Consider the following 480-nt stretch of genomic DNA (forward strand, 5'->3'; position numbering starts at 1 on the left):
GGCGCAGGACGATCCCGTCCTCGGCCGGCATCGGCGGCAGCGGCCGGTCGGACCGGATGTCGGCCGCGACACCCTGGGGACCGCCGCTGAGCCGGGCCACGCCCAGCCCGCAGCAGGCGGCGCGCAGCCGCGCCAGGGTGAACAGGGCCAGGACCGGCGCCGGGGCTGCGCCGAAGCGGTCCTCGACCTCGCCGGACAGGGCCTCGATCGCCTCGCCGTCGCGCAGGCGCAGCAGCCGCGTGTAGAGGCTCAGGCGGATCTCGGGCTCGGGCACGTAATCCGCCGGGATCCGGCTCGGCAGCCCGATCTCGATCTCCGGGCTCCAATCCTCGGCCGGCTCGCCCTTGGCGGCGGTGAGCGCCAGCTGCAGCAGGTGCTGGTAGAGGCCGAGCCCGACCAGCTTGGCGTGGCCGGCCTGGTCCTCGCCGACGAGGTCGCCGGCCCCGCGCAGGTCGAGGTCGCGGGCGCTGACCGCGAAGC

General features: G+C 76.5%; 1 protein-coding gene. It reads right to left on the reverse strand.

Annotated elements, in window-relative coordinates; translation table 11 throughout:
- Positions 1–480, reverse strand: a 480-nt coding sequence (locus FV228_RS32475) for a TRCF domain-containing protein (RefSeq protein ID WP_348645081.1), incomplete at both ends; no start/stop codon positions are given.

Source organism: Methylobacterium sp. WL18 (assembly GCF_008040015.1).
GTDB lineage: Bacteria > Pseudomonadota > Alphaproteobacteria > Rhizobiales > Beijerinckiaceae > Methylobacterium > Methylobacterium mesophilicum.